At 71.7% G+C, this 16616-nt stretch carries 13 protein-coding genes; all 13 read right to left on the bottom strand.

Annotated elements, in window-relative coordinates; translation table 11 throughout:
* Positions 1-119: 119 nt before the first annotated feature.
* The 13 genes from ACZ7SW_RS36295 to mraZ all read right to left on the bottom strand — a co-directional run bounded on the left by ACZ7SW_RS36295 (position 120) and on the right by mraZ (position 15871).
* Entirely contained in the window at positions 120-953 is an 834-nt protein-coding gene (locus ACZ7SW_RS36295; RefSeq protein WP_470234884.1) for an NAD(P)H-binding protein, read from the bottom strand.
* Positions 954-1049: 96 nt separating this feature from the next.
* Positions 1050-1916, bottom strand: coding sequence for a cell division protein FtsQ/DivIB (locus tag ACZ7SW_RS36290; RefSeq protein ID WP_470234883.1), 867 nt, complete (start codon positions 1914-1916; stop codon positions 1050-1052).
* Positions 1913-3331: a UDP-N-acetylmuramate--L-alanine ligase gene (gene murC / locus ACZ7SW_RS36285; RefSeq protein ID WP_470234882.1), complete on the bottom strand. Its 1419-nt coding sequence runs from the start codon at positions 3329-3331 to the stop codon at positions 1913-1915. Before murC ends, ACZ7SW_RS36290 begins: the two co-directional genes overlap by 4 nt.
* Entirely contained in the window at positions 3324-4448 is a 1125-nt protein-coding gene (gene murG / locus ACZ7SW_RS36280) for an undecaprenyldiphospho-muramoylpentapeptide beta-N-acetylglucosaminyltransferase (protein ID WP_116206003.1), read from the bottom strand. Before murG ends, murC begins: the two co-directional genes overlap by 8 nt.
* Complete coding sequence (gene ftsW, locus ACZ7SW_RS36275; RefSeq protein ID WP_470234881.1) at positions 4445-5881, bottom strand: putative lipid II flippase FtsW; 1437 nt, start codon at positions 5879-5881, stop codon at positions 4445-4447. The genes murG and ftsW overlap by 4 nt, the downstream gene beginning before the upstream one ends.
* A complete protein-coding gene (gene murD, locus ACZ7SW_RS36270) occupies positions 5868-7274 on the bottom strand; it encodes a UDP-N-acetylmuramoyl-L-alanine--D-glutamate ligase (protein WP_470234880.1) in 1407 nt (468 codons plus the stop codon). The genes ftsW and murD overlap by 14 nt, the downstream gene beginning before the upstream one ends.
* Positions 7275-7277: 3 nt before the next feature.
* Positions 7278-8360 (bottom strand): phospho-N-acetylmuramoyl-pentapeptide-transferase, encoded by a 1083-nt coding sequence (mraY, locus tag ACZ7SW_RS36265; RefSeq protein WP_470234879.1) that lies wholly within the window; start codon positions 8358-8360, stop codon positions 7278-7280.
* Positions 8357-9862: a UDP-N-acetylmuramoyl-tripeptide--D-alanyl-D-alanine ligase gene (locus ACZ7SW_RS36260; protein ID WP_470234878.1), complete on the bottom strand. Its 1506-nt coding sequence runs from the start codon at positions 9860-9862 to the stop codon at positions 8357-8359. Before ACZ7SW_RS36260 ends, mraY begins: the two co-directional genes overlap by 4 nt.
* Complete coding sequence (locus ACZ7SW_RS36255; RefSeq protein ID WP_470234966.1) at positions 9859-11418, bottom strand: UDP-N-acetylmuramoyl-L-alanyl-D-glutamate--2,6-diaminopimelate ligase; 1560 nt, start codon at positions 11416-11418, stop codon at positions 9859-9861. Before ACZ7SW_RS36255 ends, ACZ7SW_RS36260 begins: the two co-directional genes overlap by 4 nt.
* 307 nt (positions 11419-11725) lie before the next feature.
* Positions 11726-13645 carry a peptidoglycan D,D-transpeptidase FtsI family protein gene (locus ACZ7SW_RS36250; RefSeq protein WP_470234877.1) on the bottom strand — a complete coding sequence of 640 codons (1920 nt, stop codon included), beginning with the start codon at positions 13643-13645 and terminating at the stop codon, positions 11726-11728.
* Positions 13645-14295: a cell division protein FtsL gene (gene ftsL, locus ACZ7SW_RS36245; RefSeq protein ID WP_470234876.1), complete on the bottom strand. Its 651-nt coding sequence runs from the start codon at positions 14293-14295 to the stop codon at positions 13645-13647. Before ftsL ends, ACZ7SW_RS36250 begins: the two co-directional genes overlap by 1 nt.
* Positions 14292-15248: a 16S rRNA (cytosine(1402)-N(4))-methyltransferase RsmH gene (rsmH, locus tag ACZ7SW_RS36240; RefSeq protein WP_470234875.1), complete on the bottom strand. Its 957-nt coding sequence runs from the start codon at positions 15246-15248 to the stop codon at positions 14292-14294. Before rsmH ends, ftsL begins: the two co-directional genes overlap by 4 nt.
* A gap of 191 nt (positions 15249-15439) precedes the next feature.
* Positions 15440-15871 (bottom strand): division/cell wall cluster transcriptional repressor MraZ, encoded by a 432-nt coding sequence (gene mraZ / locus ACZ7SW_RS36235; RefSeq protein WP_009080393.1) that lies wholly within the window; start codon positions 15869-15871, stop codon positions 15440-15442.
* Positions 15872-16616: the final 745 nt, after the last annotated feature.

Raw genomic sequence — 16616 nt, 5'->3', positions numbered from 1 at the left:
CGCCTTGACAAGCACCCCCGCGCCGTAGTCACAATCAGCTTCGGGGTGCCCACCCACGAGGACGAGGCGCAATGTCGCCGCCAGGCGACGAGCCCCCCCAAACACACCCTCACCCAAACTCAAGAAAACGCGGCAACATTCCCCTTAGCCCACTCCGCGTAAGAAACCCCCGGCCGCCCCAGCAACTCCTCCACCAGCCCAGTAGGCACCTGCGGATTCTCAGCAGTGAACTCGAACATCCCCAACAACCAAGAAGCAATATCCTCCGGATACCCAGCCGAAACCCACTCCGCGACCTGCTCCTCACCCGTCAACTCCACAAACGGCACCGACCTCCCCAACGCAACCCCAATTTCCGCAACCATCCCGGAAAGAGAAATCCCCTCCGGCCCGCTCAACTCGTAAACCCGCCCCACATGCCCCTCCGTGCTCAGCACATGAGCAGCCACCGCAGCGATATCCCCCAAATCAATAGGCGTCTGCGTAGCCCCCGGGCAAACCGACCGGACCTCCCCCCTCTCCCGAATCGACGCGGCCCACCCCAGCGAATTCATCATAAAAGCCCCAGGCCGCAAAAACGTCCAATCGAACCCACCGGCCCGCACCGCGGCCTCGACCGCGGCGAACCCATGCCCGCTGGAGGCCGGATGCGTATCCCCGACACTGGACCCGGACAACGCGACAACCCGCCGAATCCCAGCCTCGGCAGCCAATTCGCAAAACCGGGAAACAGTCCGCGCATAAGGAGCCAAATAAACCGCCTCCACCCCCGCCAACGCAGCGGGCAGCGTCGAAGGCTTGGCCAGCGACCCGACGACCACCTCAACCCCGTCCGGCAACGCCGCCCGCTCCGGATCCACCGTCAACGCCCGCACCGGCACCCCGCGAGCCACCAGCTCGTCGACCGCCAGCCGCCCGACGTTGCCAGTAGCACCCGTAACCAGAACCGTCATGCCCCCACCTTCTCGTATGGCGTACGAACAACCTGAGCGTACGGCATACGAGAAACCCTCGCCAGCTCATTCACGAAGCGGCGAGCGCGGTGGCCCTCACGAGGTGATGGTCGGCAGCTCCGGCGCTGAAACGTCGTAGATCTTCCCCTGCTGCGTCAGCAACGCGGCCAGCACCTTCGCCTTGCGATCGGTGTTGTCCGCGTTCCCCCACCGCACGGTCTTGCCGGTGGAAAGAGTGAACTCCACGCTCGCCGGAGTCTGCGCGGTCACCGTCTTGGTCTGCTTCAGCAGCTGCTCCGGCAGCACCCCGAGCACCGCGGTCACCGCGCGGGTGACCGGATCGTCCACCGACACCTTCGGCAGCTTCAGCTCCGGCAGCCCGACCGGCCGGGTTTTCACCGTCTTGAACACGACCCCGCCGCCGTCGACGAGATGCACCCCGTCGCCGCCGGGACCGCTGTCGAAGAACGCGATCGCGGTCCGTTCGGTCACCGCGATCTCCAGCGTCGTCGGCCACGACCGGGAGACATCGACCGTCGCGATGCCCGGCATCTGGGCCACCCGGTCGCGGATCCCGTCGACGTCCGCCCGCAGCATCGGCTGCCCGGCAGGCACCTCGGCGGTCGCGCGGATCTGGTCCGGCGACACCGTTTTCGCGCCCTGCACCTCGATCGTCTTCACCGAGAGCAGCGAGCTGAAGAACAGCAGATACCCCAGCGCCAGCAGGGTGACCACGGACAGCAGCGCCACCCAGCGACGGCGGATCTCCCTGCCGCGGGTCGGCCGGGACTTCCGCGCGGCTGCCCGCTTCGAGCGGCCGGTGCGCGCGGCGGTGCGGACGCGGGTGCGCTGGCGCTCCTCCTCGGTCCGCCGCCCCCGTCGTTCCCGGGCCAGGGCAGCGCGCTGCTCCTCGCCCGCGCGAGGCGCGGGCGAGCGACGGCGCTGCTGCCGGGTCCCGGTCATGCTCCCGCGGCCCTCCGGTCCAGCTCGGCCAGGATCTCCGGGCCCAGCTGCGTCACGTCGCCCGCGCCCATGGTGATCGCGAGATCGCCCGGCCGCACGAGGTCCGCGACCAGGCCGGCGGCCACGTCGAAGGCGGGCTGGTAGTGCACCGCAGCGGTGACGCGGTCGGCGATCAGCGCCCCGGTCACGCCCGGCACCGGTTCCTCGCGGGCACCGAACACGTCGAGCACCACGACCTCGTCGGCCAGCGACAACGCCTCGGCGAACTCGGCCGCGAAGGTCTGCGTGCGCGAGAACAGGTGCGGCTGGAACACCACGACGACCCGTCCGCTGCCCGCGGCCGTGCGCACCGCGCGCAGCTGGGCGGCCACCTCGGTCGGGTGGTGCGCGTAGTCGTCGTACACCCGCACGTCGCCCGCGCGGCCCTTGAACTCGAACCGGCGGCGCACCCCGCCGAACGCGGCGAGCCCGGCGGCCATGCCGTCCAGCGGCGCGCCGAGTTCGAGCCCGGCGAGCAGCGCGGCGACCGCGTTGAGCGCCATGTGCTCCCCCGGCACCGCGACCCGCAGGTCGTGTTCCTCGCCGTCCAGCGCGACTCGCACGACGCCGCCGTCCGGCGCGGGCGCGTAGTCGAGCACGCGCACGTCGCCCTCGCCGGAAGCAGCACGGCCGTAACGGCGGACCCGCACGCCAGCAGCGGCGGCCTCGTCGCCCAGCCGGGCCGCGCCCTCGTCGTCGGCGCACACGATCAGCAGCCCGCCCGGCTCGATCTGGCCGACGAAGTCGCTGAACACCTTCACGTACGCCTCGGCGGTGCCGTGGTGGTCGAGGTGATCGGGCTCGACGTTCGTCACCACCGCCACCGACGGCGAGTAAGTGAGGAAGGAACCGTCGCTCTCGTCGGCCTCCGCGACGAACACGCCGCCCTCGCCGTGGTGCGCGTTGGCCCCGGATTCGTTGAGGTCGCCGCCGATCGCGAACGACGGGTCCATCCGGCAGTTCTGCAGCGCCACGGTGAGCATCGACGTGGTCGACGTCTTGCCGTGCGTTCCCGCGATGCACGCGACGCGGTGCCCGGCCATCAGCCCGGCCAGCGCCTGCGCGCGGTGCAGGACCGGGATGCCGCGCTCGCGGGCCGCGGCGAGCTCCGGGTTGGTCTCCTTGATCGCGGTCGACACCACGACGGCCGACGGCGGTTCGGCCAGCTCGGCGAGGTTCTCCGCGGTCTGGCCGACGAACAACGCCGCGCCCTGCGCGCGCAGCGAAAGCAGCGCGCGGGATTCCTTGGCGTCCGACCCGGACACGGCCGCGCCGCGGGCGAGCAGGATCCGCGCGATGCCGGACATCCCGGCCCCGCCGATCCCGATCAGGTGCGCCCGGCGCAGCTGCGCGGGCAGTTCGGGCGTGTCAGGCACCGGCGGCCTCCAAAACGATGCGGGCGAGGGTCTCGTCGGCCTCGCGGTGGCCGAGCCCGACCGCGGCCGCGCTCATCGCGGCGACCCGGTCGGCGTCGGTCACCAGCGGGATCACCAGTTCGGCGACCTTCTCCGCGGTGAGGTCGGCGTCGGCGACCATCAGCGCCGCGCCGGCGTCCACCGCGGGCTGGGCATTCACCGCCTGCTCGCCGTTGCCGTGCGGCAGCGGGACGAACACCGCGGGCAGCCCGACCGCGGACACCTCGGCCGCGGTCATCGCGCCGGACCGGCACACCACCGCGTCCGCCGCGGCGTAGGCCAGGTCCATCCGCTCCAGGTACGGCACCGGCACGTACGCCGGGCGGCCGGGAAACTCTTGCACCACAAGGGAATTCTTCGGCCCGTGCGCGTGCAGCACGCCGACGCCGGCCTCGGCGAAGTCCTTCGCCGCGCCGGAAATCGCGGAGTTGATCGACGCCGCGCCCTGCGAACCGCCGAACACCAGCAGCGTCGGCGCGTCCGGGTCCAGCTCGAAGAATTCGCGCGCCTCGGCGCGCAGCGCGGCCCGGTCCAGCGACGTGATCGAGCGGCGCAGCGGAATGCCGACCACCTCGGCCTTCGGCAGCGGCGTGCCCGGCACCGCGACCGCGACGCGAGCCGCGAACCGCGCGCCGACCTTGTTCGCCAGCCCGGCCGACTTGTTCGCCTCGTGCACCACGATCGGCGTGCGGCCGCGCGCGGCGAGGTACGCCGGAAGCGCGACGTAACCGCCGAAGCCGACCACGACGTCCGCGTGCACCCGGTCCAGCACCTCGCGGGTGCGGCGGACCGCGTCGCGCACCTTCAGCGGCAGCCGGAGCAGCTCCGGCGTCGGCTTGCGCGGCATCGGGACCGGCGGGATCAGCTCCAGCGGGTACCCGCGCGCGGGCACGAGCTTGTTCTCCAGGCCGCGTTCCGTGCCGAGGGCGATCACCTCGGCGTCCGGGCGCAGCCGCTTGACCGCGTCCGCCAGCGCGAGCGCGGGCTCGATGTGCCCGGCGGTGCCCCCGCCCGCGACCACGACGACCGGCGCCCGGCCCGCTGCCGACCGCTGCGTTCCCTTGACGGGCTTGCTCACCAATGACCTCTCCGGTTCGCGGTGCCCCGGGCACCGCGGTTCGCTGTAGTCCGCCGCGCCGACCGGCGGCGTTCCTGTGCCGGTGCGGGCCGGGCCGCACGCGGCGCCGGCCTGGCCGCCTTCGTCCCGGTCCCCGCGGCGCGCGTTCCCTTGCGGGAGGACGGCGGGCGGTACGGATCGGGCGCGGGCAGCCGCAGCAGGCGTCCGAATTTACCCGGCCCGTGCGAGCGCAGCGCGGCCACCGCCTCGGGTTCGTGCCGCGCGGCGTTGGCCAGCACGCCCATGATGAGCATGGTGATCACGAGCGACGTGCCGCCGTAGGAGATCAGCGGCAGCGTGACGCCGGTGACCGGCAGCAGCCCGACCACGTAGCCGATGTTGATGGCCGCCTGCGCGACGAGGAACACCGTCAGCGTGCCCGCGACGATCCGGATCCACGGGTCGATGTTGCGGGTGGCGATGCGCAGGCCGACCACCGCGACGCCGGCGAACAGCGCCAGCACCACCGCGCAGCCCACGAAGCCCAGTTCCTCGCCGATCAGCGCGAAGATGAAGTCGTTCTGCACGTTCGGCAGGTAGCCCCAGTTCGACGCGCCCTGCCCGAGCCCCTTGCCGAACAGGCCGCCGTCGGCGAGCGCCAGCTTGGCCTGGTTCGCCTGGAACCCCTCGGCCGAGGTGTCCGCGTCCGGCGACAGGAACGACATCACCCGGGCGAGCCGGTAGGGCGCGATGATCGCCAGCACCAGCACGCCGCTCAGGCCGCCGGCCAGGATCACCCCGAACAGCCGTTTCGGCGCGCCGGCGAACCACAGCAGGCCGAGCAGCACCACCGCGAGGGTGATCGTGCCGCCGAGGTCGGGCTGCAGCATCACCAGCGCGAACATCAGCAGCGCCACCGGCACCACCGGGACCAGCAGATGCCGCCACTGGTGCAGCACGTTGTACTTGATCACCAGGATGTGCGCGCCCCAGAAGGCCAGCGCCACCTTCGCCGCCTCCACCGGCTGGAAGGTGAACACGCCGAGCTTGAACCAGCCCTGCGAGCCGTTCACCGTCGAACCGAGCGGCGTCAGCACCAGCAGCAGCAGGCCGAGGCAGGCCACCGTCATCGTCGCCGACATCCGGCGGATCCGTTCGAGCCGGACCCGCAGGCCCACCCAGAACACGATCCCGCCGAGGGCGACGAACATCAGGTGCCGGAGGAACAGCGCGTACACGCCGCTGCCGGTTTTCGGGTTGTAGGAGGCCACCGACGACGCGGACAGCACCATCACCGCGCCGATCACGGTGAGGATGCCGGTGAGCGCGAGGACCAGGTGGAACGACGCCAGCGGCCGGGAAAGCCAGGCGGTCAGCCCCGTGCGGAGCGCGACGAACGGGCTTTCCTTGCGAACGCGGCGCGGCCGGGCCTTCTTCTCGTCAACGACTGTCATCCGCCGCCCCCGCCGCGCCGTCGGCCAGCGCACGGACCGCGGCTTCGAACGCGTCGCCGCGCGCTCCGTAGCCGCGGAACATGTCCAGCGAGGCAGCGGCGGGCGCGAGGAGCACCACGTCACCAGGACGAGCCAGGGCGCTGGCCGCATTCACCGCCGCAGTCATGGGCTCATCGTCACCCGGAAGGAGGCGGTTGACCGGGACATCCGGCGCGTGTCGCGCGAGAGCGGCTTCGATCACGGGGGAATCGGCGCCCAGCAGGACGGCCGCGCGCAGCCGCCCGCCGACCGCGGCGACCAGCTCGTCCACCGACGCGCCCTTGAGCTGCCCGCCGGCGATCCAGACCACGCTTTCGTGCGAGAGCAGCGAGCCGAGCGCGGCGTGCGGGTTGGTGGCCTTCGAGTCGTTGACGTACCGGACGCCGCCTATCTCGGCGACTTCCACCGCGCGGTGCGGGGCGGGCTCGTACGCGCGCAGCCCCTTCCGCACCGCCGCGAGCGGCACTCCGTGCACGCGGGCCAGCGCGGCCGCGGCGAGCGCGTTCGCGAGGTTGTGCGGTCCGGCCGGGCGGACGTCCGCGATCTCGGCAAGTTCCTCGGCGCTCGTCTCCGGGTCGGCCCCGAAAGCACGGTCCACCAGCAGGTCTTCGACCAGGCCGAGTTCGCCGGCGCGCGGGGTGTCGAGCACGAACCCGATCCGCCGCGCGTCTTCCGGCGCGTGTTCCCCGGCGATCCGCGTGGACCACGGGTCGTCGACGTTGTGCACGACAGCGCGGGAGCGGTGGTGCACGCGGCCCTTCGCCGCGGCGTACTCCTCCATCGAGCCGTGCCAGTCGAGGTGGTCCTCGGCGAGGTTCAGCACCACCGAGGCGTCCGGCGCGATCGTCGACGACCAGTGCAGCTGGAAGCTCGACAGCTCGACAGCCAGCACCTGGTGCCCGCCGCGGACCGCGTCCAGCACCGGGTAGCCGACGTTGCCGCAGGCCACCACGTCCGCGCCGGCCGCGCGCAGGATCGACTCCAGCATCCCGACCGTGGTCGTCTTGCCGTTGGTCCCGGTGATCACCAGCCACGCGGGCGGATGCTCGCGCAGCTGCCCGATCCGCCACGCCAGCTCGACGTCGCCGATCACCTCGATGCCCGCCTCGGCCGCCGCGACCAGCAGCGGAGACGTCGGCCGCCAGCCCGGGCTGGTCACCACGAGCGCGGTGTCCGCCGGAGGTTCGGCGAGGCCGGGCACCAGCTCGGCGTCGAGGTCGTCCAGTTCGGCGAGCCGGTCGGCGTTGCCGTCGGTGACCGTGACCCGGGCGCCCAGCTCGCGCAGCACCGGGACCACCGATTTGCCGGTGACGCCCGCGCCCGCGACCAGAACGTGTTTGCCGTCAAGCTCCAAGGGTCAGCTCCCGAAGTTGAGCTGCTCGCTGTAGAACAGCCCGAGCCCGAACATGCAGCAGATCGCCGAGAGCAGCCAGAACCGGATGATCACCGTGGTTTCCGCCCACCCGGCCAGCTCGAAGTGGTGGTGGAACGGCGCCATCCGGAACAGCCTCCGCCGCGTGGTGCGGAAGACCGCGATCTGCGTGACCACCGAGATCATCTCGACCATGAAGAGGCCGCCGATGACGATGGCGAGCAGTTCGGTGCGGGTGGTCATGGAAAGCCCGGCGACGAGGCCGCCGAGGGCGAGCGAACCGGTGTCGCCCATGAAGATCTTCGCCGGAGCCGCGTTCCACCACAGGAACCCGATGCAGGCGCCGGTGGCCGCGGCCGCGACGACCGCGAGGTCGAGCGGGTCGCGCACGTCGTAGCAGGCGGGCAGCGGCTGGGTCGAGCACGAGAGCCGGGCCTGCCAGAACGAGATCACCACGTAGGTCGCGAGCACCATCGCCGCCGCGCCGCCGGCCAGGCCGTCGAGGCCGTCGGTGAAGTTCACCGCGTTCGACCAGCCGGAGATGACGATGTAGCAGAAGATCACGAACACGACCGACGGGAACGTGATCAGCGCCAGGTCGCGGACGTAGGACAGGCTCTGCGACGCCGGGGTGAGGCCGTGCGAGTCGGCGAACTGCAGCGACAGCACCGCGAACAGGATGGTGACCACGAGCTGGCCGACCAGCTTCGCGGTCTTGTTCAGCCCGAGGTTGCGCTGCTTGCGGATCTTGATGAAGTCGTCGAGGAAGCCGACCACGCCGAGCCCGACCGCGAGCATCAGCACGAGCAGGCCGGACGCCGACGGGGCCGCCGAGCGCGAGTTGCTGATCCAGGTGATCAGGTGCGCGACGAAGTAGCCGACGACCATCGCGATGATGATCGCGACGCCGCCCATGGTCGGCGTGCCGCGCTTCGACTTGTGCCCCTGCGGGCCTTCCTCGCGGATCTCCTGGCCGAAGCCCTGCCGCGAGAAGACCCGGATGAGGTAGGGCGTGAGCAGGATCGAGACCAGCAGACCCGCCGCGGCCGCGATCATGATGTTGATCACGCGTGACCACCGTTCGAGCGTTCGGAAGACGAGGAGGAAGGGTTCCCGGGTTCGGCCAGCAGCGCTTCGGCCACCCGCCAGAGACCGGCGGCCTTGGACGCCTTGACCAGCACCACGTCCCCGGGACGGAGCTGATCATGCAGCACGGCGACGGCGGCCTCGACATCGGGTACCAGCACCGACTCCTCGCCCCAGGAACCCTCCTGGAACGCGCCCTGGTGCATGGCGGCCGCGTCCTGGCCGACCACGACGAGCTTCTCGATGTTCAGCCGGACCACGAGCCGCCCGATCGCATCGTGCGCGGTCACCGAGTCCTCGCCCAGCTCGCCCATCACGCCGAGGACCGCCCACGCGCGGCGGCCGGAGCGGCTCATCGAGGCCAGCGCCTTCAGCCCGGCCCGGACCGATTCCGGGTTGGCGTTGTACGAGTCGTTGAGGATCGTGACGCCGTCCGCGCGGGTGGTGACGTCCATCCGGCGCTCCGAGCGCCGCTGCAGCGACGACAGCCGCTGCGCGATCTCCTCGGTGGTCGCGCCGAGCTCGCGCGCGATGGCGGCGGCCGACAGCGCGTTGCCGACGTGGTGCTCGCCGTGCAGCGGCAGCGTCACCGGGGCCTCGCCCTCGGGCGTGATCAGCCGGAAGGAGGCGCGGGCCTCGTCGTCGACGGTGATGTCGGCGGCCCGGACCTGCGCCCCGGCCGACTCCCCCACGCCCACGACGCGGGCCTTCGTGCGGCTCGCCATGGCGGCGACCAGCGGGTCGTCGAAGTTCAGCACCGCGAGACCGTCTTCCGGCAGCGCCTCGACCAGCTCGCCCTTGGCCTTCGCGATGCCCTCGCGGGAGCCGAACTCGCCGACGTGCGCGCTGCCGACGTTCAGCACCGCGCCGATCCTCGGCGGCGTCGTGACCGCCGCCTCGGCGATGTGCCCGACCCCGCGCGCGGACATCTCCAGCACGAGGAACCTGGTCGAGGAGTCGGCGCGCAGCGCGGTCCACGGGTGGCCCAGTTCGCTGTTGAACGATCCGGGCGGCGCGACCGTCTGGCCCATCGGCTCGATCAGCTGCGCGATGACGTCCTTGGTCGAGGTCTTGCCGGACGAGCCGGTGACGCCGATGACGGTCAGCCCGCCCGCCGCCAGCCGGTCGACGACGTGCCGGGCGAGCTTGGCCAGCGCGGCCAGCACGGCGGCCCCGGAGCCGTCCTTGTCGCCGGTCAGCGCGACCGACCCGGCGTTGCCCTGTCCCGGCGGCAGCGGCGGCACGACGATCGCCGGAGCGTCGACCTCCCGCGCGGCCAGCACGCCGACCGCGCCGGCCTCGACCGCCTTCGCGGCGAAATCGTGCCCGTCGACGCGTTCGCCGGGCAGGGCGATGAACAGCCCGCCGGGACCGAGTTCGCGGGTGTCGAACTCGACGCTGCCGGTCACGACAGCGGATCCGTCGGTGCGGTGCAGCCTGCCGCCGACGACGTCGGCGATCTCGGCCAGGCTCAGCTCGATCACGGGGTCACCTCGAGACGCTTGCGGATGGCGGCCTCCAGTTCGTCCCGGTCGGAGAACGGGTGCACCACACCCTGGGCCTCCTGGCCGGTCTCATGGCCCTTGCCTGCGATCAGGACGATGTCTCCCGGCCTGGCCAGCGACACCGCGGACGCGATCGCCTCGCGCCGGTCGCCGATCTCCACCACCTCGCCGCCCGCCGCGGGCCCGACCGCGCGGGCCCCGGCCAGCATCGCGGCGCGGATCGCGGCGGGATCCTCCGAACGAGGGTTGTCGTCGGTGACGATCAGGAGATCGCTGCGGCGCACCGCGGCCTCGCCCATCATCGGGCGCTTCGCGGTGTCGCGGTCGCCGCCGCAGCCGAGCACGGTGATGATCCGGCCGTCGGTGCGGGCGCGCAGCGCGTCGAGGCCCTGGGCCACCGCCGCCGGTTTGTGCGCGTAGTCGACCACCGCGGTGAAGTCCTGGCCGAGGTAGACCCGCTCCATCCGGCCGGGCACCTCCACCGCGGCGAGCCCGGCGACGATGTCGTCGGCGTCGATGCCCGCGCTGTCCAGGATCGCCGCCGCGAGCACCGCGTTGGCGACGTTGAACGTGCCCGGCAGCGGGATCTTCGCCGCCCGGCCGAACCCGTCCGGCCCGAGCAGCGTGAAGGTCTGCTCCCCCGCCGGGGTCGCTTCGATGTCGGCCGCCCGCCACAGGGCGTCGGCCCCGGCTTCGATCGACACGGTCACCGTCTGCGGCGTGAGCAGCGCCTGCCCCCACGCGCTGTCGACCACGACGACCTCGGTGGTGGACCTGCCGTCGAACAACAGGGACTTGGCGGCGAAGTACTCCTCCATGTCCTTGTGGAAGTCGAGGTGGTCCTGCGACAGGTTGGTGAACGCGCCCACCGCGAACCGGGTGCCGTTGACCCGGCCGAGCGCCAGCGCGTGGCTGGAGACCTCCATCGGCACGTGCGTGACGCCGCGCTCCAACATCACCGCGAGCAGCGCCTGCAGGTCCGGGGCCTCCGGCGTGGTGAACCCGCTGGCGAGGCGTTCGCCGGCGATGCGGGTCTCGACCGTGCCGATCAGGCCGGTCGTGCGCCCGGCGGCGCGCAGGCCCGCGTCGACCAGGTACGAGGTGGTGGTCTTGCCGGAGGTGCCGGTGACGCCGAGGACGGACAGGTGCAGCGACGGCTCGCCGTAGATCCACGCGGCGATCTCGCCGAGCGCGGCGCGCGGGTCCGGGTGCACGAGGACCGGCACCGGCGCGTCGCGCAGCGCGGGCCGGTCGGCCCCGCTCGGGTCGGTCAGGACGGCCGCGGCTCCGGCGGCGAGCGCCTGCTCGCTGAAGTCGGCTCCGTGCGCGCGGGCTCCGGGAAGGCCGGCGAACAGATCGCCGGGGAGCACGTGCTGCGCACGCAGCGTGGCGCCGGTGACGGTGAGGTCGGCGGCCTCGGGACGGTCGGCGATGAGCCGGGCTCCCGCACGGGCGAGCAGAGTGGCCAGCGGGACCGGGTCGATCCGGGCCGGCCGGGGCGGCGCGGCGGCCGCCTTGGCCGGGCTGTCCGGCAGCGAGGCGGCAGCGGGCCCGCTTCGGGGCTGGGACGAGGACACGGACACGCCGGAGAGGTTACCGAGGCCGGATCCGGGTGACCCAACGCGGTACGGCGAACGCGCGCCGCCTCCGTCGATGTGCTATGCCGGACGGTCAAGATCGTTGCGGCGCAACCCTTTCCCGGGCGGCGCACCGGCCCGTGTGGACGATCGGCGCACGTTCCGCCCTCATGCCGCGGAAGTCCGTGAGGGGAACCCTGGGGGAATCTGATTCCGTCTGGGTTCCCCTCACGGACCGTCGCTGCGGGGAAACGGGGCGCGGCGGTCAGCCGACGACGAGCGGCACCACCGGCGACGGCCCGTCGGACAGCGGAATCTGGTACCGCTGCGACAGGTACGACGCGATCGAGTGGAACAGCGGACCCGCGGAATGCCCGGCGGGCAGCGAGGTGTCGGGCGCGTCCAGCCGGATGCCGACGACGAACCGCGGGTGGTCGGCGGGCAGGATTCCGGCGAAGGTGATGTTCGCCAGGCTCGAGCTGTAGGCCTTGGTGCGCGGGTCGATCTGCTGGCCGGTGCCGGTCTTGCCGGAGATCTGGTAGCCCTCCAGCCCGGCCGAGGGCGCGGTGCCCGAGTTCGGGCTCTTGGCGTTCTGCACCACCGAACGCAGCATGTCCCGCACCGTTTTCGCGGTTTCCGGGCTCACCACGCGCTCGGTCTTCGGCGGCGCTTCCGGCGTCACGGTGCCGTCCGGGTTCTTCTTCCCCTTCACGATCCGCGGTTCGACGCGCAGGCCGTCGTTCGCGATCGCCTGGTACATCCCGGCCATCTGCACCACAGTCATCGAAAGGCCCTGCCCGATCGGCAGGTTGCCGAACGTCGAGGCCGACCAGTCCTTGCGCGGCGGCACGTAGCCGGAGCTCTCGCCGGGAAGGCCGATGCCGGTCTTCTGCCCGATGCCGAACTTCTTCAGCAGCGCGAGATACCGGTCCGGGCCGACCTGCTGGGCCAGTTCCAGCGTGCCGACGTTGGAGGACTTCGCGAACACGCCGGTGGTGGTGAACGTCTGCGTGCCGTGCGGCCACGCGTCGTGCACCGTCCGGTCGGCGATCTTGATCGAGCCCGGCACCTCCAGCGTCGAGGTGGGCGTGGCGATCTTGTCGTCGATCGCCGCGGTCGCGGTGATCACCTTGTTCACCGAACCGGGTTCGTACGGCGTGGTGACCGGACGGTTGTTGAGCAGGTCGTCCTTGATCGTGGACGGGTCGTTCGGGTTGAACGTGCTCGCGTCGGCGAGCGCGTACACCTCGGAGGTCTTCGCGTCCATGATGACCGCCTGGCCGCCCTTGGCGTTCGACTTCGAGACGTAGTCGGCCAGCTGGCGCTGCAGTTCGAACTGCAGGTCGGAATCTATGGTCAGCTGGAGGTCGGAGCCCGGGACGGCGGCGTTGAGCACGTGCTCGGTGCCCGGCAGGTACAGATTGTCGTTGCCGTTCTGGGTGTTCACGATCTCGCGGCCCGGCGTGCCCGCCAGGTCCGCGTCGCGCGATTTCTCCAACCCGATCACGCCGTGCAGGTTGTGCTTCGACACGTCGGGGTCGTCCATCCGCCAGTTCGACAGGCCGACGATGTTCGACGCGAGCGTGTCGCCCGGGTACTCGCGCTTGGCGCGTTTCTCCACGCTGATCCACGCGTACTTCTTGACGATCTGGTCGGCCACCGAGGGCTCGACGTTGTCGACGAGGTAGGTGAAGGACTGCTGTTTGTGCAGCAGCGCCAGCTGCTCGGCCTCGGTGGTGAGGTGCGGGAGCTTCTGCGCGATCAGCTTCGCCGCGCCGGCGGCCTCGGATTCGAAGTTGCGCCCCTTGTCCGGGTACTTCTTCGCGTACTCGTCCATCGACTTGTGCAGCGCCTTGAGGTTCACCGAGAGCGTGCGGGTTTCCACGCTGAACGCCAGCTTCGCCCCGTTGCGGTCCACAATGGACCCGCGCTGCGCCGGGATGTCGATGGTGAGGGTGCGCTGCCGTTCGGCCGCCGCGGACAGCGCGGGCGCCTCGAACCACTGCACCTGCACGAGTTTCGCGCCCGCCACCACCATCAGGACGACAAGCATGACGCGCACCGCGGAAAAACGGCTGCGCTGTCCGCCGTTGCCCCGTTTCGCGACTGCGCGGCGGGTGCCCGCGGCGTAAGTCCGCCGCGCGCTGCCCGCCGCCCGGGAACGGCTGTTGCCGCCTGCCGCCATCACTGCCCTCCCGCGGTCCCCGCGGGCGTGCCCGACAGGTCGCCTTCGATGCCGCCCTCGGGAGGAGCGGCGGGCTGCGCCGGGGGCGCGGCCGAGTCCTGCTCGTCCGGCTGGGCCTTCTTCGGTTCGCCGACGACGGTCGTCTTGCCGTCCTTGCCGACGACGATGCGCGCCGGGTCGCCGCCGGGCACCATGCCCAGCTGCTTGGCCGCGGGCGCGAGGAACGCCGGGGACTGGGCCTTCGCGACTTCGCGCTCCAGCCGGTCCTTGGTCTCCATCAGCGAAGCGCTGTCCGTGCGCAGTTTTTCGAGCCGGTAGGAATCGGCGATCGCCTGCGTGGTGAACCACAGCGTCGCGGCGACCCCGACCGCCAGCAGCCCCATCATCACGAGCACGAACGACGCGCGCGACCGCGGCCAGCGCAGCTTGAACCGCGCGGGCACGGTCTTCGCTTCGACGGTTTCCGGTTCGGCGGCAGGCCTTTTCGGCGCGCGCTGCCGCAACAGGTCGGCCCGCTGCGCCCGCCGGGCGTACGCGCGCTCGGCGGCCGTCGTGCGCCGCCGCGCCGGGGCGTCGGTCTCGACGGTGTTCCGCGGTGCCCGCTCCGCAGCGGTCGACGACGAGCGGCGGGACTTCGTAGGTGCGGTCATCGCGGCTCTCCGATCCGTTGTGCTGCGCGCAGCCGCACCGAGGCGGCCCGCGGGTTGTGCTCGATCTCGCTCTCGCCGGCTTTCTCCGCTCCCCGGGTGAGGAGCTTCAATTCCGGCCCGTGCCCGGGCAGTTCGACCGGAAGCCCTTCCGGCGTCCGGGATTTCGCCAGTTCCGTCAACGCCTGCTTCACCAGCCGGTCCTCGAGGGACTGGTAGGACTCGACGACGATCCGGCCGTCCATCGCCAGCGCGCCCAGTGCCGCGGGCATCGCCCGGCGCAGCACTTCCAGCTCGCCGTTGACCTCGATCCGCAGCGCCTGGAAGGTGCGCTTCGCCGGGTGCCCGCCGGTGCGCCTGCTCGCCGCCGGCACCGCGGAGTAGAGCAGTTCGACCAGCCTGCCGCTGCGGGTGAACGGTTCCTTCTCCCGTTCCGCCACCACGGCGCGGACGATCCGCTGCGCGAAGCGTTCCTCGCCGTAGTCGCGCAGGATCCGGATCAGCTCGCCGGGCGCGTAGGTGTTGAGCACGTCGGCCGCGGTGAACCCGGTCGTCGGGTCCATCCGCATGTCCAGCGGCGCGTCCTGCGAATAGGCGAACCCGCGTTCGGTGCGGTCGAGCTGCATCGACGAGACGCCGAGGTCGAACAGGATTCCGTCCACTTGGGACAGTCCCAGTCCGGACACCGCTTCGGGAAGCCCGTCGTAGACGGTGTGCACCAGGTCGACGCGGTCGCCGTGCCGCGCGAGCCGCTCCGCGGAGCGCTCGAGCGCGGCGGGATCGCGGTCCAGCCCGATCAGCCGGAGCCGGGGAAACGCGGCGAGCAGCGCGTCGGAGTGGCCGCCGAGCCCGACGGTCGCGTCGACCAGGACGGCGTCGCGGTCGGCCAGCGCGGGGGCGAACAGCTCGACGATGCGGTCCAGCAGCACCGGAACGTGCTCGGCTGCGTCCGTCATGTCTTCCCCCTTTCTGCCGCGTGTTTTCCGGGGAAGATGCGGCGGATGCCGTCAGGTCCCTGCCCGCCCGCTTGCTGACCTGGCACCGGGGAAGGTGCGCCAGGGTCAAAGAGCGGACAGAGGCCTCACGGCATCCGCGTCGAACGGCGTACCCGCGTCCCCCGACGACGCGGGTCCGCCCGGAACGTCTCCTAGAAGACGCCCGGCAGAACTTCCTCCCGAGCCTGTGCGTAGCTGTCCTCGTGTTCGTCCAGGTAGCCCTGCCACGCCTGGGCGTCCCAGATTTCGAGCCGGGTGATCGCACCGATCACCACGCACTCCTTGTTCAGCCCCGCGTACCGGCGAAGCTCCGGCGCGATGGCGACGCGCCCTTGCCCGTCCGGACGTTGCTCGTCCGTCCCGGCGAACAGGTAGCGCTGGTAGGCCCGCACCGCCTCGTTCGTGAACGGGGCCTCGGCGACCTTCCTGGCCATCTGCTCGAACTCGGCACGGGGGAAGACGAAGAGACAGTGGTCCTGTCCCTTGGTGACCATCAGCCCGCCTGCCAAGGCTTCGCGGAACTTCGCGGGCAGCGTGAGCCGCCCTTTGTCGTCCAGCTTCGGGGTGTGGGTGCCGAGGAACACCGGCCTCCACCTCCCTACCGGATCCGGTTGGCTCCCCGCCCGGTTCCGGCTCGGGGGCTCCCTTCCGCCCCACTGGCCACCACCGTACCCCACTTTTCACCACAGTCAACGAGTCTTGCGCGCGTGCCACTCCGTCGGGTGGCGTGTTTGCGCAGGTCACGGAGGTGGGTCCAGGTGGGGGCCGGGTGGGGGGACCGTGGCGAAGATCCCCCGCACCGGGGTCTTCCGCAACCTCGGGACGCGTGAAACGTCCGAGTTTCGGCAGCGTGGGGACCGGTGGTGGGGGTTGGTGGGGGAACCGGTGGGGGCTGGTGGGGAGCCGGGTGGCGCGGGGTGGGGAGCTGCGGTGGGGCCTGGTGGGGAGCGTGGTGTAGAGCCGCCGCGACCGGCCTCGCGACGGCCGAGGCGCGAACGGTGGGGGCGAGTGGGGGCGTTGTGGGGAGCCCGGTGCGGCGGCACCGCGACGGACCGGGAGACGAGCGGGGCGTTGCGCGGAGCCAGATGCGGCTCAGCCGGTGATGCGGTGGAGGCTTTGCGGGCACCCGAGGCGGCTCAGCCAGGTCGGGGACCTCGCGAGACCTGGCGCGGCTCAGCCGAGCCAGGAGGTGGGGCGTTGTGGTGAGCCCGGCGGGGCCAGGCGGTGGGGCCAAGTGGAGGCGGTGCGCCGAGCCAGGTGGGACCACCGGGAAGCCCGGCAAGGGGACCGTCCACTTTCGACACCGGCGGCCGCGCGACCGTCCGCTCC

It is taken from the genome of Amycolatopsis sp. NPDC114484 (assembly GCF_055633755.1).
This window is presented reverse-complemented; position numbering and strand designations above follow the sequence as displayed.